The organism is Pseudomonas sp. TE3911 (assembly GCF_054062775.1).
Map to the genome: position 1 here is coordinate 4,521,859 of NZ_JBSSFP010000001.1, position 21,246 is coordinate 4,543,104.

The 21,246-nt window shown below is 61.4% G+C and carries 15 protein-coding genes and 1 tRNA gene; 4 read left to right on the forward strand and 12 right to left on the reverse strand.

Going from position 1 to position 21,246, the window contains the following annotated elements; genetic code table 11:
* Positions 1 to 41: 41 nt before the first annotated feature.
* Positions 42 to 2,567, forward strand: a complete 2,526-nt coding sequence (locus tag ACVWXD_RS20545; protein ID WP_181642859.1) for a PepSY domain-containing protein — start codon at positions 42 to 44, stop codon at positions 2,565 to 2,567.
* 56 nt (positions 2,568 to 2,623) lie between these two features.
* Here ACVWXD_RS20545 and ACVWXD_RS20550 read toward each other — a convergent pair whose 3' ends face one another.
* Genes ACVWXD_RS20550 through ptsP form a run of 4 tightly spaced genes read right to left on the reverse strand, consistent with a single transcriptional unit; the run spans position 2,624 to position 9,716 of the window.
* A complete protein-coding gene (locus ACVWXD_RS20550; protein ID WP_457371283.1) occupies positions 2,624 to 4,165 on the reverse strand; it encodes an alkaline phosphatase D family protein in 1,542 nt (513 codons plus the stop codon).
* Between the two features lie 44 nt (positions 4,166 to 4,209).
* Positions 4,210 to 5,925, reverse strand: coding sequence for a PTS fructose-like transporter subunit IIB (locus ACVWXD_RS20555; protein ID WP_457371284.1), 1,716 nt, complete (start codon positions 5,923 to 5,925; stop codon positions 4,210 to 4,212).
* Between the two features lie 11 nt (positions 5,926 to 5,936).
* Positions 5,937 to 6,857 (reverse strand): 1-phosphofructokinase, encoded by a 921-nt coding sequence (pfkB, locus tag ACVWXD_RS20560; protein WP_032886209.1) that lies wholly within the window; start codon positions 6,855 to 6,857, stop codon positions 5,937 to 5,939.
* On the reverse strand, positions 6,858 to 9,716 hold the full coding sequence (gene ptsP / locus ACVWXD_RS20565) for a phosphoenolpyruvate--protein phosphotransferase (protein WP_457371285.1): 2,859 nt from the start codon (positions 9,714 to 9,716) through the stop codon (positions 6,858 to 6,860).
* 294 nt (positions 9,717 to 10,010) lie between these two features.
* On the opposite strand from ptsP, the gene cra reads away from it, so the two are divergent.
* Both cra and ACVWXD_RS20575 read left to right on the forward strand, forming a co-directional pair.
* Complete coding sequence (gene cra / locus ACVWXD_RS20570; protein WP_095183806.1) at positions 10,011 to 11,006, forward strand: catabolite repressor/activator; 996 nt, start codon at positions 10,011 to 10,013, stop codon at positions 11,004 to 11,006.
* Between the two features lie 2 nt (positions 11,007 to 11,008).
* On the forward strand, positions 11,009 to 11,785 hold the full coding sequence (locus tag ACVWXD_RS20575) for a TatD family hydrolase (protein ID WP_099601105.1): 777 nt from the start codon (positions 11,009 to 11,011) through the stop codon (positions 11,783 to 11,785).
* Here ACVWXD_RS20575 and ACVWXD_RS20580 read toward each other — a convergent pair.
* The 5 genes from ACVWXD_RS20580 to ACVWXD_RS20600 all read right to left on the reverse strand — a co-directional run bounded on the left by ACVWXD_RS20580 (position 11,732) and on the right by ACVWXD_RS20600 (position 18,080).
* Positions 11,732 to 12,163, reverse strand: coding sequence for a hypothetical protein (locus ACVWXD_RS20580; protein WP_032886205.1), 432 nt, complete (start codon positions 12,161 to 12,163; stop codon positions 11,732 to 11,734). The genes ACVWXD_RS20575 and ACVWXD_RS20580 overlap by 54 nt on opposite strands.
* A gap of 126 nt (positions 12,164 to 12,289) precedes the next feature.
* Positions 12,290 to 14,320, reverse strand: coding sequence for a methyl-accepting chemotaxis protein (locus ACVWXD_RS20585; RefSeq protein WP_181642860.1), 2,031 nt, complete (start codon positions 14,318 to 14,320; stop codon positions 12,290 to 12,292).
* Between the two features lie 151 nt (positions 14,321 to 14,471).
* The gene (gene ampE / locus ACVWXD_RS20590) at positions 14,472 to 15,308 is read right to left on the reverse strand and encodes a regulatory signaling modulator protein AmpE (RefSeq protein ID WP_095183802.1); all 837 of its coding nucleotides are present in this window, start codon (positions 15,306 to 15,308) and stop codon (positions 14,472 to 14,474) included.
* Positions 15,305 to 15,868 (reverse strand): 1,6-anhydro-N-acetylmuramyl-L-alanine amidase AmpD, encoded by a 564-nt coding sequence (gene ampD, locus ACVWXD_RS20595; protein ID WP_099601103.1) that lies wholly within the window; start codon positions 15,866 to 15,868, stop codon positions 15,305 to 15,307. The genes ampE and ampD overlap by 4 nt, the downstream gene beginning before the upstream one ends.
* Before the next feature lie 61 nt (positions 15,869 to 15,929).
* Complete coding sequence (locus ACVWXD_RS20600; protein WP_457371286.1) at positions 15,930 to 18,080, reverse strand: DUF1631 domain-containing protein; 2,151 nt, start codon at positions 18,078 to 18,080, stop codon at positions 15,930 to 15,932.
* 244 nt (positions 18,081 to 18,324) lie between these two features.
* Here ACVWXD_RS20600 and nadC point away from each other — a divergent pair, with 244 nt between their 5' ends.
* Positions 18,325 to 19,173: a carboxylating nicotinate-nucleotide diphosphorylase gene (gene nadC, locus ACVWXD_RS20605; protein ID WP_032886200.1), complete on the forward strand. Its 849-nt coding sequence runs from the start codon at positions 18,325 to 18,327 to the stop codon at positions 19,171 to 19,173.
* Positions 19,174 to 19,238: 65 nt separating this feature from the next.
* On the opposite strand, the gene ACVWXD_RS20610 is transcribed toward nadC, so the two are convergent.
* From ACVWXD_RS20610 to ACVWXD_RS20620, 3 genes are all read right to left on the reverse strand, one after another.
* Entirely contained in the window at positions 19,239 to 19,544 is a 306-nt protein-coding gene (locus ACVWXD_RS20610) for a DUF6388 family protein (RefSeq protein ID WP_032886199.1), read from the reverse strand.
* Positions 19,545 to 19,708: 164 nt separating this feature from the next.
* Positions 19,709 to 19,781: transfer RNA gene (locus ACVWXD_RS20615), tRNA-Thr, on the reverse strand.
* A 48-nt stretch (positions 19,782 to 19,829) separates the two neighbouring features.
* Entirely contained in the window at positions 19,830 to 21,230 is a 1,401-nt protein-coding gene (locus ACVWXD_RS20620; protein WP_122755575.1) for an O-antigen ligase family protein, read from the reverse strand.
* Positions 21,231 to 21,246: the final 16 nt, after the last annotated feature.

The following is a 21,246-nucleotide window of genomic DNA, read 5'->3' on the forward strand; positions in this document are numbered from 1 at the left end:
GCGCCGTGCCCTACATACCCAGATAGACGAGGCGGTCAGACGTGTTGAAGAAAACCCTGTTCCAGTTGCACTGGTTTTTCGGCATTACTGCCGGGCTGGTGCTGGCCTTGATGGGGATCACCGGGGCTGCGGTCTCGTTCCAGGATGAACTACTGCGGGCTCTCAACCCCCACGTACTGAGCGTAGAAAAACGCGAAGCCGGCGTGCTTCCGCCTGCCGAACTGGTGCGCAAACTGGAAGCCACCGAAGGCAAGACCGTGTCCATGCTGTTCGTGGAAAGCGAAAGTGGCAACGCCGCGCGCGTGTTCTTTACCCCACCGCCGGGTGAGCGACGTGGCCAACTGCGCTACTTCGATCCCTACACCGGCGACTACATGGGCGACGCGGTTGGCCAGGACTTCTTCGGTTTTATCCTGCAACTGCACCGCTTCCTCGCCATGGGTGAAACCGGGCGAAATATCACGGGCGCCTGCACGCTGATCCTGGTGTTTTTCTGCCTGTCCGGCCTGTACCTGCGCTGGCCGCGCCAGGTGGCAAACTGGCGTGTGTGGCTGACCTTGGACTGGCGCAAAAAAGGCCGCAGTTTCAACTGGGACCTGCACTCGGTATTCGGCACCTGGTGCCTGCTGGCGTACTTGCTCGCGGCGCTCACCGGGTTGTCCTGGTCCTATGACTGGTACAGCCAGGGCCTGAACAAACTGCTGTCCGATGCGCCGCAAACCGAGCGGATGCGCAAGCGCGGCCCGCCGCCGGAAGGCCCAGCACCGGTAGCCAACTATGACGCGATGTGGAGCAGCATCTACAGCCAGGCCGGCCCGGGTTTGAATGCCTATAACATCCGCATGCCCGCCGTTGCAGGGCAACCGGCGACCGTCTACTACCTGCTGAAAGACTCGCCCCATGACCGTGCCCTCAACCAGATCAACCTGGACCCGGCCACCGGCGAGGTCAAATCCCATGACCAGTACGCCAGCAAAAGCTTCAAGGCGCAGTTGCTGACCAGCATCTATGCGCTGCACACCGGCAGTTACTTCGGCCTGGCCGGGCGAATCATCCTTACCGTCAGCTCATTGCTGATGCCGCTGTTCTTCATCACTGGCTGGTTGCTGTACCTGGACCGTCGCCGCAAAAAACGCCAGGTGCGCGACGCCCGCAACGGCCTAAGCGCCAACCACAGCGACGCTCCGGCCTGGCTGATCGGCTTTGCCAGCCAGAGCGGGTTTGCCGAGCAACTGGCCTGGCAGACCGCCGGACAATTGCAGGCAGCTGGCCTGCCAGTGAAAGTGCAGTCCTTGGGCAGTGTGAGCCAGGACGACCTGCGCCAATCAGAAAATGCGCTGTTCGTGGTCAGCACCTTCGGCGACGGCGAAGCCCCGGACAACGCCCGTGGTTTTGAACGCTCAGTGCTCGGCCAGGACCTGTCCCTCAAGGGCCTGAATTACTCGGTGCTGGCCCTGGGTGATCGTCAGTACGAACACTTCTGCGGCTTTGCCCGGCGCCTGCATTTCTGGCTGACCAACCAGGGCGGCAACCCGCTGTTCGCCCCGGTGGAAGTGGACAGCGGCGACACGGCCGCGCTGCTGCATTGGCAACAAGAGCTCGGACAGTTAACCGGTCAGGCACCGGCCGCTGCATGGCCGACGGCCCAGTACGAACACTGGACACTCACCCAACGCAGCCTGCTCAACCGCAACAGCACGGGCTCGGACGTTTACCTGCTCGGCCTCACCCCGCCTTCGCCACAAAGCTGGCAAGCCGGCGATTTGGTAGAAGTGCTGCCCCGCAACTGCCCATGGGCCATTGAGCACTTCCTGAGTGGGCTTGGCCTTACCGGCACCGATGGCGTGTTGATCGACGGTTTGTCCACTCCACTCGCTCAAGCCCTGGCCACGCGCCAACTGCCGGGAAACCGTGCGCATCTGGTGGGCATGCATGCCCAGGCGCTGGTGAACGCATTGGCGCCCTTGGGCATGCGCGAATACTCCATCGCCTCGATTGCCAGCGACGGCGTGCTGGAGTTGATCGTGCGCCAGGAACGCCACCCCGACGGCAGCCTGGGCCTGGGTTCCGGCTGGCTCACCGAACACGCAGCCCTCGGCACGGGCATCAGCCTGCGCCTGCGGCGTAACAGTGGCTTCCACCTGCCGAACGTCCCAGTGCCGCTGATCCTGCTGGGCAATGGCACCGGCCTGGCGGGCTTGCGCAGCTTGCTCAAGGCGCGGATTGCCGATGGCCAGCAGCGCAACTGGCTGCTGTTCGGCGAACGCAATATCGCCCACGACTACCTGTGCCAGGACGAACTGCAAGGCTGGCTGGCCAGCGGTGATTTGGCGTTGCTGGACCTGGCATTCTCCCGCGATCAGGAAGAGAAGATTTACGTGCAGGACCGCCTGCGCGAATCGGCCGATGTGCTGCGCAAATGGCTGGCCGATGGCGCAGCGATTTACGTGTGCGGAAGTTTGCAGGGGATGGCGGCCGGGGTGGATCAGGCGCTGGTCGACATACTGGGAAGTGAAGCGGTGGAGCGCTTGATCGAACAAGGCCGCTACCGCCGGGATGTCTACTGATGTGATCCAATGAGGGAGGGGGCAAGCCTCCTCCCTCATTTAGAGTGCATTTCAAGTCAGACCGGTTGCAGTTTTTGCTGGAATACCGAGACCCCATCCAGGTCGCGCAAAGTCACAGTCAACTCCGCTGTCTGCCCATCAATCTGCACTTCGCCAAAAAACTGAAACCCGGCAAACGGCGAGGTGTTCTGCGCGGGTGGGGCCTTCTCGAACACCACCTCAGGGCCAAAGGTTTTATCCAAGGGGTTCGGGCCGAAGCTGCCCGCATTCAAAGGCCCGGCAACAAACTCCCAGAACGGCTCAAAATCCTGAAACGCCGCCCGATCCGGGTGATAGTGATGCGCCGCGCAGTAGTGCACATCCGCCGTCAGCCACACATGATTACGTACCTTCTGCGCGCGCAGAAATGCCAACAGTTCGGCGATTTCCAGCTCGCGCCCTTGCGCCGGGCCGGGGTCACCATTGGCAATCGCCTCCCAGCGCGGCACGCCGGGGGTGACTTCACCGTCGGGCACACCCAGGCCAATGGGCATGTCGGCGGCGATCACTTTCCATTGCGCCGTCGAAGCCTTGAGTTCGCGCTTGAGCCAGTCCAGCTGTTCGCTGCCAAGGAAGGGTTTTTCACCGCCCAGATTGTCATCGTTGCCGCCGCGATAGCTGCGCATATCCAGCACAAACACATCCAGCAGCGGCCCGTAGCTTAGCTTGCGATAAATCCGCCCGCCGCCATCGGCGCGCTGCAAACGCATCGGCGCATATTCCAACCAGGCCTGGCGCGCACGACCGACCAGGGTGTTGATGTCCTTGGTCTGGTAACGCTCATCGAGTTGCTTGCTGGGCGACCAGTTGTTCACAACCTCGTGGTCGTCCCACTGCCAGATCTGCGGCACTTCAGCATTGAAGCGGCGTACGTTTTCATCCAGCAGGTTATAGCGGTAGTTGCCGCGGTATTCGTCGAGGGTTTCAGCAACTTTGCTCTTGGCCTCGGTGGTGATATTGCGCCAGATGCGTCCGCCTTCGGTGGGCAGTTGCGCCGGCACCGGGCCGTCGGCGTAGATGGTGTCGCCGCTGTGGATAAAGAAGTCCGGCAGGCGCAGGCGCATGGCTTCGTAGATGCGCATGCCGCCGATGTCCGGGTTGATGCCGAAGCCTTGGCCGACGGTGTCGCCACTCCACACAAACCGGATGTCGCGACGCTGTTGCGGCACGCTGCGCAGGTGGCCGAACCACGGCTCGCTGGCGACACCGGTTTGCGCGTCTTCGAAGTGCACACGATAGAAGATCGCCTGGTCGGCGGGCAGTCCGGTGAGTTCGACGCGGGCGGTGAAGTCGCTGCGGTTGTCGGCCAAAGGCGAGATGAATCGGCGTGGGTTGCTGAACACGCTACGGGTGTCCCACTCCACCACCATCCTCGCCGGGCGGTCGCTGCGGCTCCAGATAAGGGCGCGGTCGCCCAGTAGGTCGCCGGACTGCACGCCGTCGGTGAGTTGCGGCCGGTCCTTCACCGAAGCAATCACCGCCGGCGCCAGACCCGGCAGCAAAAGGCCGGCGCCGACGACTTGCATCACACGGCGCCGGCCCAGATCGAAATGGCTCATGCAGGTGCCCTCTTGAGTATCAAAAGGGCCACTTAAGCACGCGCTTATGACACCGGTGCGACAGCCAGTTCCACCGTTTCAGGACGTTTGATCACGGCATAGACCAAACCGGTCAACAGGCTACCCGCGACAATCGCCAACAGGTAAAAGAGCGCGTGGTTGATCGCACCCGGGATCACCAGCACAAACAGCCCACCATGGGGCGCGGCGAGTTTGCAGCCGAAATACATCGACAAAGCGCCAGTCAACGCGCCACCGGCGATGCAGGCCGGGATCACCCGCAGCGGGTCTTTAGCCGCAAACGGGATCGCGCCTTCAGAGATAAAGCACAGGCCAAGGATCATCGCGGCCTTGCCGGCTTCGCGCTCGGTCTGGGCAAATTTACGACGCGCCAGGAACGTTGCGATGCCCATGCCAATCGGCGGCACCATGCCGGCGGCCATGGTCGCGGCCATCGGCGCCCCACTGGACGCTGCCAGCAAACCCACCGAAAACGCATAGGCTGCCTTGTTGATCGGCCCGCCCAGATCCACGCACATCATGCCGCCCAGCAGGATGCCCAACAGCACCGCATTGGTGGTGCCCATGGTGCTGAGGAAATCCGTGAGACTGGTCAGCATGCGCGCCACAGGCGGGCCCACCAGATAGATCATCGCCAGGCCGGTAATCAGGCTCGCCAGCAACGGGATGATCAGGATCGGCTTGAGCGCCTCCATGCTTTGCGGTAATTGCACAGCACGGGTGATCAGCTTGACGCAGTAACCCGCCAGGAAACCGGCAAGGATGCCGCCGATAAACCCCGCCCCCAACGTGCCGGCCAACAGGCCGCCGATCATACCCGGTGCGATACCCGGACGGTCGGCAATCGAGTACGCGATATAACCCGCCAACAGCGGCACCATCAGCGTAAAGGCGCTGTTGCCGACGGTTTTCAACGCGGCCGCCAAAGTACCTTCCTGCTCGAACGCGTGAATGCCAAAGGCAAACGACAAAGCGATCAACAAGCCGCCCGCCACCACCATCGGCAACATGAACGACACCCCGGTGAGCAGGTGTTTGTACACGCCGGTTTTTTCTTTCTTGGCCACGGCAGCGTTGCCCGCGTTTTCCACGGCGCCTTCGGCCAAGGCCTTGTTAAGGGTCGCTTCGGATTGCTTGAGGGCAATGCCGGTGCCGCAGCGGTAGATCTTCTTGCCGGCGAAGCGCTCGGTGGCGACTTCAATGTCCGCCGCGAGCAACACCACGTCCGCGTTGGCGATAGCCTCCGGGCTCAGCGGCGTGCGTGCGCCGACCGAGCCTTGGGTCTCGACCTGCAAGTCATAGCCCAGGCGCTTGGCCGTCTGCTGCAAGGCTTCGGCGGCCATGAAGGTATGGGCCACGCCAGTGGGGCAAGCGGTAACCGCGACGATACGCGGTGCCTGCTTCGACGCCGCTGGCGCTTGGCTGGCGACATGCACCAGTGCTTCTTCAGCGCCCCGCCGCAATACCGCTTCAACATCCGCCAGCGCTTGGGCCGGCGTGCTCTGGAACACGCGCTTGCCAACAAAGCGCTGCATATCCACCGGCGTGCTGCTGACCAGCAACACCCACTCGGCAGCGTCGATGGTCGCCTGGGACAGCGCGCGTTCCGGGTGCTGCACATCCACCACTTCAACGCTGGTGCTCCAACCCTGGCGTTGCGCGGCAGCGTCCAACAAGCGGGCACACAGCACACTGGTGACCATGCCGTTCGGGCAGGCAGTAACAATGGCTAACTTCATCACAAACCCTCTTATTGTTCTGTCAGCGGGCGTACGAGGACGCCGCTTTCGAGGTGCGCCAACTGCGCGTCATCGCTGATGCCAAAACCGATCTGCGTCACCGCCATCGCAGCAATCGCAGTGGCGCGGCGCAGGGTGTGCTCGGGGGCTTCGCCGCTGAGCAGACCGTGGAGCATGCCGGCCAGCAGCGAGTCGCCGGCGCCTACGGTGCTGGCCACCGCGACCTTGGGCGGCGTCGCATGCAGTGTGGCGCCCGAGCTGTACCAGCTCACGCCTGCGGCACCGTCGGAGACCACCACATGTTCCACACCTTGTTGATGCAGTTGGCTGATGGCATCCGCAGCGTTATCCAGAGCGTCGGCGAGTTCCTCAGTATTGGGTTTGACCAACCATGGGCCCGCCTGCAAACCGGCGCGCAACGCTTCGCCGCTGGTGTCCAGCGCGACTTTCAAACCGAGGTGTTTCAACTGCACCAACACCCCATGCAACCACTGCGGGGTGACGCCGCGAGGCAAGCTGCCGGCGACCACCACCGCGTCATGCCCGGGGGCAATTCGCGTGAGTTGATCGAGCAACGCCTGTTGCGCCTGCTCACTGACCAGCGGCCCTGGCGCGTTGATGTCGGTGACCCGGCCGTCCTGCTCGGCAATCTTGATATTGCTGCGGGTTTCGCCGGGGACGCGGATAAACGCGTCAGCAAAACCACGGCGCGCGATCAGGGCCTCAAAAGCTTGAGGATTGTCCTCCCCCAGAAAGCCGCCCACGGTCACCTGATGCCCAAGATCTGCCAACACTTGCGCCACATTCACACCCTTGCCGGCGGCATGGGTGAGCACGGTGTCGCTGCGGTTGACTTCACCGGGTTCCAGGCGCGGCAGGCGCACCGTAAGGTCCAACGCCGGGTTCAGCGTCAGGCTTAGAATCCTTGCCATTTACACGGCCTCCACAAGGGCACGCACTTCAGCAGGAGAACCCACCGCCAGTGCTTTTTGCGCCAGGCCCTGGGCCTCGCTCAGACTGAATTCACGCACCCGCGCCTTCACTTCAGGAATGCTGCGGGCGGACACACTCAACTCATCCACACCCAGCCCGACCAGCACCGGCACCGCCAGCGGGTCTGCCGCCAGCTCGCCGCATACGCCGACCCATTTGCCATGGGCATGGGCCGCACGCACGGTGATATCGATCAGTTGCAGTACTGCCGGGTGCAGGCCATCGGCCTGGGCCGACAAGGTCGGGTGGCCACGGTCGATGGCCAGGGTGTACTGGGTCAGGTCGTTGGTGCCAACGCTGAAGAAGTCGACCTCTTTGGCCAGCACCGGCGCCAACAACGCAGCGGATGGCACTTCGATCATGATGCCCAGTTGCAGGTCGGCCACCGGGATTTCCAGGCGCAGGCGCTCGGTCATGTCCCGGGCTGCGCGCCATTCATCCACGCTGCCGACCATGGGAAACATGATGCGAAGGGGACGGTTATCCGCCGAGCGCAACAGCGCGCGCAATTGCGCCTCCATGATCTGCGGGCGTTGCAGCGTTAGGCGAATGCCACGCACACCGAGGAAGGGGTTTTCTTCCTCGGCAATCGGCCAGTAAGGCAACGGTTTATCGCCGCCCACATCAAGGGTGCGCACCACCAGCGGGCGCCCGTCGAGGCCGTCGAGAACGCGGCGGTATTCGGCTTCCTGGGTGGCTTCGTCCGGGGCTTGCGGGTGGGCCATGAAGATCAGTTCGGTGCGCAACAGGCCAATGCCTTCGGCGCCCTGCTCGACCGCTTTGGCAACACCTGCGCTCTCGCCAATATTGGCAAACACTTCCACGGCGTGGCCGTCACGGGTGACAGCTGGCTCGTGACGCTGGGCCGAGGCGGCTTGCAAGCGTTGTTCGCGGGTGTCGCGCTCGACGGTAGCGCGTTGCAGGGTGGCGGCGTCGGCGTCCACGTGCAGGCGACCGCGCTGGCCATCCAGCAACAGCGGCGTGCCGGAAGCCAGCAGCAACACGGCCGGACCGGCGCCGACCAGCGCGGGGATGCCAAGGGCACGGGCGACGATAGCGCTGTGGGCCGTAGCGCCACCACGGGCGGTGAGAATGCCGGCAACGCGAGCCGGGTCCAGACGGGCAACGTCTGAAGGGCCGACTTCGTCCATCACCAGGATGTAGGGCTCGGTAGGCTCTTGGGCGGTTTCGACACCGCACAGTTGGGCCAGCACCCGCCGACCAATATCACGCAGGTCGGCGGCGCGTTCAGCGAGAAGAGCATCCTGCAACGACTCCTGCTGCTTGGCGGCGGCTTCGATCACGCTCATCCAGGCGGCTTCGGCGCTTTCGCCTTGCTTGAGACGGGTGTCGACTTCATCGGTGAGTTCCGGGTCGTCGAGCATTTCCTGGTGGGTGATAAAAATCTCGCGAATCGCCTTGGATTGGCTGCGCTCGATCAGGCCATGGATATCGCGGCGTACCTCAGCGAGTGCATCTTGCAGGCGCTGGCGCTCAATGGCCGAGGACTCACCGCGCAGCGGGTAATCGAACACTTGCTGGATCTGCACATGCGCAGGGCCGATGGCAATGCCGGGCGCAGCGGCGATGGCCTGGACCTGGCTGCCGGCCAGCGGTGCGCTGAGCGTGGGTTCGGCCTCAACGATGGCAGGCTGGGCGCTCGCGGTCGGCAATGGCTCGACCTCTTCACCCAGGCCCTCTTCTACTGCCGCCAACAGCGCGGGCAGCGCATCACCAGCAATGGTCGGCTCGGCGACAAACTCCAGCACCTGGCCGCGACGGGCGCCCAGGCTGAGCAACTTGCTCAGGCTCTTCACCGACACGGCGCCCACGGGGCCATCGACGATGCGCACACGGATGTCGCCTTCAAAACTTTTTGCCAATTGCGCGAGGATCTTCGCCGGCCGCGCGTGCAGGCCATGGGCGTTGGCCAGGGTGATGCGGGCACTCGGCCAGTCCGGCGGCAGTTCACCTCCCAGCACTTCGAGTACCTCACGGCTGCTGGTGGCGCGACCCAATTCCTGGCCTCGGCCTTCGATCAACAGCGCGCACAGGCGTTCAAGCAACGCCTGATGGGCTTCGCCCAGGCTGGCCAGGCAGAACAGGCCATTGAGCGGCTGACCGAGATAGCGCATGGGTTTGTCGGGCGTGACGAACGCCAGACCAGGGCGCTTGACCGTCTGCTCGCTGTGCAACCACCACAAGCCATCGCCCAGGGGCAACGCATCGACCTGCTGCAACACAGCGGCGAAACCATTGCTCACACAATCGGCCTGGCGCAACAGGCGTGCGCCTCTCCAGACAAGCTCTTCGAAGTCATCGGCGGACACGCCCAGGCTGATCATCTGCGCGTCCAGCGCCAGCTCCTGCGGGGCGCCTTGCAGCAGTTTCAGCAACGCTTCAGCGCTGCCAGCACGGCGCAAGGCCTGGCCCAGATCGGTTTCACCGAGGGCGCGGGTGAGCAGTTGCAGCAGGCGCAGGTGTTCATCGGACTTGGCGGCAATGCCGATGGCCAAGTAGACAATCTGACCGTCGCCCCAGTCCACCCCTTCGGGGAACTGCAACAGGCGCACGCCGGTGGAAAACACTTGGTCGCGGGTTTCGGGAGTGCCGTGGGGGATGGCAATACCCTGGCCGAGAAAGGTCGAGCCTTGGGCTTCACGGGCTTGCAAGCCGCTGAGGTATCCCTCGGCGACCAGGCCATCAGCCACCAGTTTGTCAGCGAGCAGGTGCAAGGCAGCAGATTTATCCGCAGCCACTTGGCCCATGGATATCTGCTCTACAGTGAGCTCAAGCATGCCGTTCTCCTAGTTAGTGCAATGGGTGCACTAGGTATTGTTTTGAATAAAACAGTGTAGAGGCGTTCGGTAATAACTGACTGAGTAGTCAATTGGCAGTAGGCACTCAGTAGCGAACGTCGTAAAAATACGCTGGCTGAAACGTTTAATCTAGAATTTAAGGCAGATTACGCGTTAATTGTGCATCCTTGAAGGACCACTCGGCACTTGAGCTGGAACATGGGTCGTAGGCTGGAATCGGTTACGATTGGAAAAAATGTCGGGGCAAGCTCCAAAAAACAAGGAAATCCCGGTTTGAAACTCAGTGATATCGCGCGTCTAGCCGGTGTGTCCGTGACCACCGCCAGCTACGTCATCAATGGCAAGGCCGAACAGCAACGCATCAGCAACGCCACCGTTGAGCGAGTGCGTGCCGTGGTCGAAGCCCATGGTTTTACGCCCAACCCCCAAGCCGCCGGGCTGCGAAGTCGGCACACGCGCACCTTGGGCTTTATTCTGCCCGACTTGGAAAACCCCAGTTACGCACGAATCGCCAAGCTATTGGAACAAGGCGCCCGCGCGCGCGGCTACCAGTTGCTGATCGCCAGTTCCGACGATGAGGCGGACAGCGAGCGCCAACTGCTGCAACTGTTCCGCGCGCGGCGTTGCGATGCGTTGTTCGTGGCCAGTTGCCTGCCCGCCAGCGATAACAGCTACCGCGAGCTGCAAGCCAAAGGTTTACCGGTGATCGCTATCGACCGGGTGATGGAACCAGACCAGTTCTGCTCAGTGGTCAGCGACGACCGCCAGGCGTGCCAACAACTGACCAGCAGCCTGCTGCAACCACTGCCCAAACAGATCGTGCTGATCGGCGCACGGCCTGAGCTGAACATCAGCCAGGAGCGTGCCGATGGTTTTCGTGAAGCGCTGCAAGGCTTCACAGGCGAGGTGATCGTCGAACACGGCGAATCCTTCAGCCGTGATTGCGGCAGACAGTTGATGGAACAACTACTGCAACGACTGGGGCATTTGCCTGACGCACTGGTGACCACGTCCTACGTGCTCTTGCAGGGTGTGTTTGACGCGCTGCATGACTTCCCACTCAAGTCGCGCCCGCTGCGCTTGGGCACCTTTGGTGACACCCAACTGCTGGATTTTCTGCCGCTGCCGGTCAACGCCATGGCCCAGCAACATCAACTGATTGCCGACGCTGCCTTGCGCCTGGCCTTGGCCGCGATTGAAGAAGAACAGTACCAACCGGGCGTGCATGCGATCGGCCGGACCTTCAAACAGCGGATCCACGAGGCCTGAGCGTGGAGCTGATCGACACCCATACCCACTTGGACTTCCCGGACTTCGACAACGATCGCCCGCAAGTCCTCGCCCGCAGCCGTACACTCGGGGTGCAACGCATGGTGGTGTTGGGGGTGTATCAGCAAAATTGGCAGCGACTGTGGGATCTGGTGCAGGCGGATGAAGGATTGTTCGCGGCTTTCGGCTTGCACCCGGTGTACCTGGACGACCACCGTCCCGCCGACCTCACGGCATTGGGCGACTGGCTGAGCCGCCTGCACGGCCACCGGCAACTGTGTGCGGTGGGCGAAATTGGCCTGGATTACTTCCTTGAACACCTGGACCGCGAACGCCAGCAGAGCCTGTTCGAAGCCCAGCTCAAACTGGCCGTGGACTTCCAACTGCCGGCGCTGCTGCACGTACGCCGCAGCCACGCAGCCGTGATCGCCACCCTCAAGCGCATCCGCCTGCCACGAGGTGGCATCATCCACGCGTTCGCCGGAAGCCGGGAGGAAGCCCACGAGTACATCAAGCTGGGCTTCAAGCTCGGCCTCGGCGGTGCCGCCACGTGGCCCCAGGCTTTGCGCATGCACAAGGTGCTGGCGCAATTGCCGCTGGACGCGGTGGTACTGGAAACCGACGCCCCCGACATGGCACCGGCCATGTACCCAGGCCAGCGCAATAGCCCTGAGCACCTGCCCGAGATCTGCACCGCCCTCGCCGAACGCATGGGCACCAGCCCGCTATTGCTGGCCGAGGCGAGCACACGCAATGCGTGGGAGCTGTTCAAGTGGTAAGGCCGGGATCACTGCTTGCAGGTTAAGGGTCATTCGCTGCCGATGGCGGGCGTAGCGCAGCACCAGGAAATGCACCAACAGCACCAACAGTGACACGTTGAGCTGGCCGATCACGCTGATCAGCCCCACCCATTCAGTCACAAGTGCCACGATCAGCACCACGCTGGTCAATATCGCCATGCTCGGGCGTACCAGCGCCCAGTGGTCCAGCGCTTTGAAGTGGCGCAATTGCCGTGGGCAGTTCAGTTCCAACACATGCTGACAGTAGGGGCAGTCGAAGGGTTCTTCGATGGCGATGGCATTCAGTTGCCAGGGCTTGAGTTCAAACGTGATGTCGCAATGGGCGCAGTGCCCCTTGATGCCAGCGGCGGTGGTCATCGTCGTGCCTCCCCTTAAGCGGGATTGAGTGAAATAAATTCTCACTCATTCCCGCGAACAAAAAAGGCACCCAGAGAAATCCAGACGAGAACTACATCACCAGAAGACCAATCCTACTCCGCCCCCTTACACGCGAAAGGCCCCGATCAATTGCTTCAACTCGATCACCTGCAATGAGAGCTGCCGGCTTGCCGCCTCGGTCTGATGTGCGCCTTGGGCCGCATGTTCGCCGGCCCGATTGATTTCGACGATGTTCTGGTCGATATCGTGGGCGACGGCAGTCTGTTGTTCCACGGCGGCAGCGATTTGCTGGTTCTGGTCGACGATCATGCCGACGGCGCCGAGGATATTTTCCAGCGCCTGCTGGACCTTTTCCGATTGGCCGACGGTACCGCTGGCCATTTCATGGCTGGTGCCCATGGCCTTCACTGCCGCGCCGACACCGCTGTGCAGGCGGCTGATCATCTGTTCGATTTCTTCGGTGGAATGCTGAGTGCGCCGAGCCAGCGTGCGCACTTCATCGGCCACCACCGCAAAACCGCGTCCCTGCTCACCAGCCCGCGCGGCCTCAATCGCCGCGTTGAGCGCCAGCAGGTTAGTTTGCTCGGCGATGCTTTTAATGACTTCCAACACGCTGCTGATCGACTGGCTGTCAGTGGCCAGTTGGTTGATGACCCCCACTGACAAATCTATCTCTGAGGCCAGCCGCGCAATGCTGCTCTGCTGGGATTGCACCAGGCCACGGCCACTTACGGTTTCATCGTTAACGCTGTGAGCACTGCTGACCGCCGCGGCCGCACTGCGCGCCACTTCCTGGGCGGTGGCCGACATCTGGTTCATGGCCGTCGCCACTTGTTCGATTTGCGTGCGCTGGCCAGAGACCGCTTGATTGCTGCGGGCCGAAACTGTTTCCACTTGTCCGGCCTGCAGTTCGACCTGGCTGACGGTGTGACCGACGCGTTCGATCAAGTCATGGATTTTCGCCACGGTGCCGTTGAACACCTGGCCGAGATCGCCCAGCTCGTCGCGGCTTTGGGCAACAAACGTGACGGTCATGTCGCCGGCCGCCACCTTGTCCATCATCGCCCCCAGGCGTCGCAGGGTGGTGCGCGTCGAGGCGTAGAAGCCTGCGTACAGATAGAAGATCAGCAGAAATACCGCTGTCAGTGCCGAGACCAGTACCACCATGTGTGTACGGTTTTGCGCCAGGCGCTGATCCAGTTGCTGCCCGAGAAAACTCAGGGTGGCGTCATCGAGCTGATAGGTCTTGGCCATCAATTGGCTGACGCTGTCGTAGAAAGCCTGCCAAGGAGCTTCGAGGGTTTCAGCCATGACCACCTGCTCTTCAAACAACTCGCTGCCTTGCTTGAGGCTGGCGTTGCTGGCCTTCGCCAAGCCATCAAGCGCAGCGTGAGCGGCTTTGCTGGAGCCCAGGGCGTCCTGCAATTTTAAGCCGTATTCGGCCTGGAGTTTTTCCAGCTGTTGCAGCAGTTCGTCAAAACGGGTGCTTGAGGAGGAATTGAGGAAGCCCTGTCCCAGAGAGTAAGCGCCCATCGCCCGCCCCTCTCCCAGGGTTTGAGTGACTTGGGGGGTGACACTGGTGATCAGTTCGCTGAGTTGTCGTAAATCGCTCTGCGGGTCACGGCTCAAGCCGGATTGGCTGGCAATGATCTGGCTGAGCATCTGCGCTTTATTCAGCAACTTGCCGATCAGCGCACTTTTGCTCAGCAACGAAGTTTCCTGTTGCTGGGCCTTGAAGGCGGCGATCAGTTCGTCGCGCTTGCCTTCAAACACGGTGATTTGCTCGGGCTCGGTGGCCATCGGGTTGAGGCCTTGCAAACGGGTGAGCACGCTCTGCTCCAAGGCGTCGATCTTGGCCTCAAGGTCACCGGCTTTGCCGGACTGGCCGAGGGTTGCGTTGATCTGCACCTGGTTATTCAGGGTCTCCAGATCTCGGCGCAGGGCCAGGCTGCTGCCGAGCAGATCAAGGCTTTGCAGTTCGACACGGGTGCCCTGGAATTCGCGCCAGGAATCACGCACCAGGTAATAGTTGGTCGCGAGCATCGGCAGCAGGAACAGCACGCTGATCAGGCTGAACTTCATACCGAAGCTCAGGCGATTCATCAGCGCGATGGCGGGATAGAGCAAGCTCTTCACAGGTGAACTCCCTTTTCTTTTATTTTTATTGAGGCGCAGGGCGGCGGCAGAAAGCCACTATTTGGCGCTCTGTCTATATAGCTCAATTTGAAAGGGAGTTTTGTAACTTAAGGTTAACGACAGGAGCGAAGGACTCGCTCCTGTCGGAGGGTCAAGGCAGCACAGTCCAAATGGCGAAACCGGCATACCACAGCACTGCCGCGCGCAGCAGCAGCTCCCAAAGCCGATCCAGGCTATTGATGCCGTCTGCACCTACCACCGGCGGCGGGATTTCAGCAGCGACCAGGCCGACTTTTTCCACCAGTTGCGCGGCGCTGATGTCCCAGTTCAGCAGCTCGTGAAGCATGACACGACTGACCGCGACGAAATTGCCCACCAAGGCAAAGCTGGCCGCCAGCAGGCGCACCGGCAACCAGTCAAACGCATGACGCAATTGCCCGGCGCGTTCGGCCACCAGTGGGTTCTGGCTGTGCTCACTGGCCAGGGCCAAAAGCCGATAGGCCAGTGCAGCGACCGGCCCCAACAGGAAGTACCAGAAAATCACTGCGAAAAAGCTCTGGTAAGCCTGCCACAACAAATGGCCCTGAACGCGTTCCAGCAGTTGCTCACCGCTGTCGGCACCCAGCTTCAGGTCGCGCTCGGCCACGTGCTCGGAAGCTTGCAGATCACCCCGGCGCCAGGCGTCGCGAAACGGCCCGAGCCCGGCCAACAGATCACCACGGCCCAAGCTGTAGATCACCACCAGCAGGTGCACCGGTAGCGCCAACAAGCCATAGGCCACTGGTTCCAGCACCAGCAGCAACAACGCCAGCAACGCCACCGGCAGCAACACCAACAGGACCAGAATCAGCCAAGGTTGCTTGCCCAGGCGCGGGCTCGACTCCAACTTGGCCAATTCACGCAACCAGCCGCCGTCACGCTGCAATCGCTGGCGCATGGCCGAGAACTTCTCGATCCACACCGCCAGCACCAATACCAGAAAACTCATCGTGCGTGTCCTCCATCCTGCAGAGCGCTGCGAAAGCGCGTCCAATCAAAAGCGGGGCCGGGATCGGTCTTGCGCCCCGGGGCGATATCGCTGTGACCGCATATGCGCTGCGGCGTAATACCGGGATAGGCTGCCAGCAACTGAAGGGTAAGGTCGATCAGCGACCTATATTGGGCGTCGGTGAAGGGCAGGTCATCCGTGCCTTCCAGCTCTATACCCAAGGAAAAGTCATTACAGGTTTCACGCCCTTCGTAGCATGAAACCCCGGCATGCCAGGCGCGGTCGATGCAGGACACAAACTGCGTCACCGCGCCGTCGCGCTCAATCAGAAAATGCGCAGACACCCGTAGCTCTGCAATCCCTTCAAAGTAGGGATGTTCCGTGACATCCAGGCGATTCTGGAAAAACTCCTGCACCTTGCCAGTGGCGAACTGCGCCGGTGGCAGGCTGATGTTATGCACCACCAACAGTGAGATTTCGCCTGTGGGGCGCTCGTTGAAGTTGGGCGAAGGGCAATGGCGAATGCCCTGGCACCAACCGCTGGCGGGGTCCAACTGCATACAGGATCCTTGAACGTGACTAAGTGTGACCAGTATGCCGCGTTCGACCCCGTGGTTGCGATCACTTGCCGCGATTGAGTTGACGCAGTTGCCCCACCACTGCCGCCAGTGCTCGCTCGAACAGCGGTCCATCATCCAGGATGTAAAGCGCCCCACGCTTGAACGCCAGCGCCAGTTGGCCTGCACTTTTATCCAGGACTTTGAGCCCGGTGCGGCCAACAAAAACGTAGGTATTGGCCGGTGCCATGATCGCCATCAGCTTGCACCGCAGAGCGCTGGGCTGCCCTGGCTGGAACACGACCCAGTCACCGATCCGCAATTTGTAAACCTTGAGCAGGTCCGGATCATCCGCCGGGAGATCTTCAACTGAACCAGGCGGCGTTGTGCTGAGCACTAAAGGTTCGCGCACTTCGATCAACCCATCGACACCCTCGGTCGGCTGGACATGCAGGGCCTGCAAACGAACAAAAAAATCACGGGTGCTGAAGGGGTCGAAGGCTGCGCTGGTCAACCCGTCGCGCAGGGCCTTGAGCAAGCCCGGCAACTGCTCTGCTAAATGGCCCCCGGCTTCGGTGTCTTGCGGCAGGCTCACACTCCAGATCAGCTCATCCATGGTGCGCAGCGCTGCTTGCCATTGCACCGACTGCTCGCCGTACTTGAGGCTGGCCAGCAACAGCACCTGACTCCAGGCCTGTTGCAGAAACAGCACCACAGCTCGCGGTAAAACCTTGCCCAATAGCCGTCGATTGAGCACCTCGGCCACCCGTGCTCGCGCCGCGTCAGTGCGCACGCGCCCTTCTTCGGCGTCGCGAGTGTGCTGCTCAAGCAACTCGCAGCGCCGACGCTCATCAGCGGTAAACGCATTGAACTCAGTCAGCAACAGGGAAAAAATCGCCGGGTCTTCGACATACTCATTGAGCAAACGCTGAACCACCTGCTCGATGCGCAGATACAGACTGTCGCGCTGGTAGTCAGCGACCGGGCTCCAGCCCATGGCGGTCGTGGCAATTTCATTCAACAGGCGCCGCGCTGGGTGGCTGGCACGGCTGAAAAAACTCTTGTCCAGCACCGCCACTTTCAGCAGTGGGATCTGCAGTCGGCCGATCAAAGCCTTGAAGGCGTCCGGCACGGCGCGGTCGTTGAGGATAAATTCGAACAGCAAGGCGATCAGGTTGATTACATCTTCGTCCGCATCCTCCACGACCCGCGACTTGCCACTTTTGACGCTGACACGGGTGAGCAATTGCTCAAGCTGGTTACGCAGGTCGAAATCATCTTCGACTTCCGGTTCCGGCACGTACTGCTGCAAATGGGACAACAGCCGCAACAGGTCGCGGGTGGCGATGGGCTGGGGTTCTGCGCTGGCCTCAAGCGTAGGCGACACGCTACCGCGCACGGGGGCCAACAGCGCCTGCAAAGCGGCGAAGGCTTGCTGGCCATTCTCGTCGACGGGTTGCTCCGCGCTGGGTAATGCTGCTTCACGCTGGTAATCACGAGCGGCGCGCTCGCCGGGACGACGGGAGGGTACAGCCTTGAGTTCCGGCAATACGCCGGTGGCGCCCAGCAACTGGTTGGCTTCCCCGTAGAGTTGGTCGGCGTCACTGAGCACGTATTTTTCAAACAGTTTGAGCATGATCAGTTTGACGCGGATCTCCACACCCAAACTGCGCCCCGCACGCAGGAAAAACTCGCACAGTAGCGCCGGGCCCAAAGGGTTTTCACGATCATCCAGGTTATTGCCCAGCAAGGCACTCAAGCGCGCGGTCAACTGCCCAAGCGCCAGGCCGTCTCGGTTGCGCACCCGGCCGACCATGGCCTCAAGTGCCACGGCTTTTTCCAATTCATCCTTGGATGAACTTGGCGCCGTGTCATAGGACATCACCGGCACCATCTGAAGCTCGCCCCTCCCCGCCTGACCCAGGCCGCCAAAGGCTTGGAATAACCGCTCCATGAACACGCGCTCGAAATTCTTGCGCTTGAGGCGCAGGTCGCGCATCGCTTCAAAGAAAATATGGTGATCCACGTTGCTGCGGGCCTTGTCGGCCATCTCGAACAACGTGTCGTCGGCGTTATCGAACAATTCCTGCAGCCCCTGCTGCAACTGTTGCGCGGCTCTGTCGCGAACCTGCAGCAGTACCACCGGCAGGCGCGCGAGCGGCGATGGCGTGGCGTGTGCCCTGTTGATTGGCACCACCTTTCCGTCATTGTGCATCCTGGCCTCCTGAAACGGCGGTATTGAGTTGGGGAAAGATCGGGTACAGGCCCGTTGGGCGCTGTGGAAACCGCTCATCACCAGGACGTCAAAGCTATGACGCCAATTGCAAGGCGCAGGATTATCTTGCAAATGAGGGCCGTTGCGCCAGCACCCTCTGACATTGCGTGGTAAATCAGCGGTGACTCTGGGTTCGAATGCACGCTACCCCTATAATCGGGGCACTTTGTTTGTGGAGCCTGTTATGCCGAACCTCCGTCTTGCCGACCTCACCGCCGAAATCGAAGCCAACGTGCGCCGTGCACTGCTGGAAGACATCGGCAGCGGCGACATCACCGCGCAGTTGATCCCGACCGAACGGCTGGCCACCGCCACCATCATTACCCGCGATATCGCTGTGATTGCCGGTACGGCCTGGGTAGACGCAGTCTTCCGCCAACTGGACCCAAGGGTCGCCGTGCACTGGCAAGTGGCCGACGGCGAGCGCGTCAGCCCCAACCAAGCCCTGTTCCACCTCGAAGGCCCGGCGCGCTCGTTGCTCACCGGCGAACGCTCTGCCCTGAACTTCCTGCAGTTGCTGTCCGGGGTCGCCACACGCGCCCGGTTCCTCGCAGATTTTGTCGCCAGCACCCAGGTCAAGCTGCTGGATACCCGAAAAACCCTGCCCGGCCTGCGCCTGGCGCAGAAATACGCCGTGACCTGTGGTGGCTGCCACAACCACCGGATTGGCTTGTATGACGCGTTCCTGATCAAGGAAAACCACATCGCGGCCTGCGGTGGTATCGCCCAAGCCATTACCGCCGCCCACAAAATCGCGCCCGGCAAGCCGGTGGAAATCGAAGTGGAAAGCTTGGACGAACTACGCGAAGCACTGGCAGCGGGCGCCGACATCATCATGCTGGATGAATTGAGCCTGGAAGATATGCGTGAAGCCGTGCGCCTGAACGGCGGCAAGGCGAAGCTGGAAGCCAGTGGCGGGATCAATGAAAGCACCCTGCTGCCCATCGCTGAAACCGGAGTGGACTACATCTCCATCGGCGCGATGACCAAGGATGTTAAGGCGGTGGACTTGTCTATGCGACTGAGCATCTGAGGTCAATATTTGATGCTTGATTGTGGTGAGCGGGCTGCCCCGCACACCACACAAGTACGTCGGCGTCAGACGACCAGGTTATTCATCTCGCAATACTCTTCCCAATCAACACCCAGCACCTCGGCCGCCTCTTTGTGCAAGGCCAGCCGTGCGGCTTCGAACTCTTCCGGTGTCGAGGTGTACTTGAGGGTCAACTCCCAAGGCTGGAGGCCCTGGCTCTCGGCCTCGTCCTCGAATGCCCACTGGATCTGGTCGCGCTGATCATCGGCGCTCAGGTCCTTGATCTCTTCTTTGAGCTGCGGCGATTCCCCGATGTATTTTTCGAGGGCTGCTTGATGTCGAACTTCCTGGGTCATTTCAGTCGTGGTCATGTTGTTCTCTTAGATCGAGGAATGGGGATGCATCTGGGTCATCAAGGTTGCGCAGATACAAAAGAGCGGGCATGAATGCCGACTCGTCTGGCCTTCAGAACCATTCTGGGATCATCTGAAAACGTTGCCGTTTAAACACTGCATCTAAAACAGTAGCGCCTTTATGCCCGAGACAGGAATCGAACCTGCGACCTTCGCGTTACGAGTGCGCTGCTCTACCAACTGAGCTACACGGGCGATGGGCTAAAGCTAGCACCGCATCGGGCGTCCGGCAACTTACACCCCTCAGCGAGCAATGACCCCCTGGGCCCAGAAACGTGGTTGCAGGTGATTTCCATGGTCACTCAGGTATTGCTGCTGGGCTTGCGCGATGTGAGGGACATCGCGAAGTGCAATCGCAATCAACAGACCAACGGCCAGCACACTCAGTACTTTCCAAGCCCACCCAACCAGCGGTAGCGCAACCGTTGCCGAGGCGCCCCACACATGCAGCGCCATTAGCCAGCCGATTGTCAGTGCCAGCCAGACTTGGGAAATGGGCATCACGATCACGCCGTCGACCATGGACTGCACCAAGGCGCCGACCAACGCTGCAAACAGACATAAGCGCAACAGATCAACGCGCTCGGCAGACAGCGCCCTCTCACGCAGCACACCAAGCGTGGCCCATCCGGAACGCCACGCCAACACCGCCACGCAGAGTGCCGACGGCACACCCCATTCGCTGGCCCATTGCAAAACGGACTGATGCGGATGGGCGGCGATCTCGTTGGCAATATCAGCAAAATGCATCGGCCCGAACCCGAGCCATGGCCGCTCGACAAGCATATGCCATGCCTGCCACCAGATTGGACCACGCCCAGACAGCGAGGTGGTGAGGCGATCACCGGCTCCACTGGAAAGCACAATCCCCAAGTGGTCGGCCAGCGCCGTAAATACCAGCCAGTACAACAACAGGCCGCCTGCGACAGCGGCCAACTGCCACCCCATCCAGCGTCGCCCCCAGGGCCCCAGCAGCGCCAGCAGTAAACCCGCCGCGCCCATCCCTAGCCATGTACCGCGCGTACCACCGCTTATCGCAATCAGCCACCAGACGCACAACAAAGCAAACGCCGCACCTCGCAGGGCGCGGGAGATATTGGGTATCAGCAGGGGAAGCACCAGTAACGGCAGGGTGAATGTCTGGAACTGACCGTAGAAGCGCTTGTTGGAAAAGCCTGACAGCAACAGGTCTGGATCCAGCGTGCGTGCACCACTGGTGAATGCGAGCGCACCGGCATACAGATATTGGATGGTTTTGATCAGGCACAGCAGCACCACAACCAGTATCAGCACACGATCCATCGGCTCACCGCCGTGGCGCCGGAGTAAGGCAAACGCTACGGCAATCGCAGCGCAACTGAAAAACAATGCCACCTCGGTGAAGGCCCAGAGCGGCTGATGGGCCAGTACCGAAGACACCATGCCCATCACCAGAACCAGCGCCAGGCCCCAGCCCGTAAACCTATCCACCAAGGGTTCAAGCCTGGTAACCGACAGCCCATACAGCACCGCACAGACCCCGATGGCAATCTGCACTACGCGCTGCAGATCGTGCCCACTGAACGGTGCGCAGATCCCAATCGTCAGCAAGCACACCACTGCTACCAGGAACACACCGCCTCGCTGCTGTACGGATAACGCCATCGGCCACCTCTACTTC